This is a genomic window from Vibrio nigripulchritudo ATCC 27043 (genome assembly GCF_000222685.1).
Taxonomy (GTDB): domain Bacteria; phylum Pseudomonadota; class Gammaproteobacteria; order Enterobacterales; family Vibrionaceae; genus Vibrio; species Vibrio nigripulchritudo.
On sequence record NZ_AFWJ01000238.1, the window covers coordinates 1 to 519 of the forward strand.

General features: G+C 46.6%; 4 tRNA genes. All 4 read left to right on the forward strand.

The window, feature by feature from the left end:
* The first annotated feature begins 2 nt into the window (after window positions 1-2).
* The 4 genes from RH89_RS16750 to RH89_RS16765 all read left to right on the forward strand — a co-directional run bounded on the left by RH89_RS16750 (window position 3) and on the right by RH89_RS16765 (window position 491).
* Window positions 3-87 (forward strand) — tRNA-Leu (locus tag RH89_RS16750).
* Window positions 88-116: 29 nt separating this feature from the next.
* Window positions 117-191, forward strand: a tRNA-Gln gene (locus RH89_RS16755).
* A gap of 82 nt (window positions 192-273) precedes the next feature.
* Window positions 274-350 (forward strand) — tRNA-Met (locus tag RH89_RS16760).
* 56 nt (window positions 351-406) lie between these two features.
* A tRNA-Leu gene (locus tag RH89_RS16765) sits at window positions 407-491 on the forward strand.
* Window positions 492-519 lie beyond the last annotated feature (28 nt).

The window sequence follows — 519 nt, forward strand, 5'->3', positions numbered from 1 at the left end:
ATGCGGAAGTGGCGGAATTGGTAGACGCACCAGATTTAGGTTCTGGCGCCGCAAGGTGTGAGAGTTCAAGTCTCTCCTTCCGCACCATTATTTAGAGTGAACATCACACTCGCAGTTGGGCTATCGCCAAGCGGTAAGGCAGCGGCTTTTGATGCCGCCATTCCCTGGTTCGAATCCAGGTAGCCCAGCCATTATTTCTTCTGTCGAAATCTTTTTAAATTTTCGGTAGAAGTGGAGTTGAGATTGTATTATATTGTCTCGCTCGAAAAACATGGCTACGTAGCTCAGTTGGTTAGAGCACATCACTCATAATGATGGGGTCACAGGTTCGAATCCCGTCGTAGCCACCATACAATTGTTATTGGCTTTTACCAATTAGCGGATAACAAGATAGAAAATTTGAGACGCGGAAGTGGCGGAATTGGTAGACGCACCAGATTTAGGTTCTGGCGCCGCAAGGTGTGAGAGTTCAAGTCTCTCCTTCCGCACCATCTCAAACTCTTCTATCAAAACAAATTC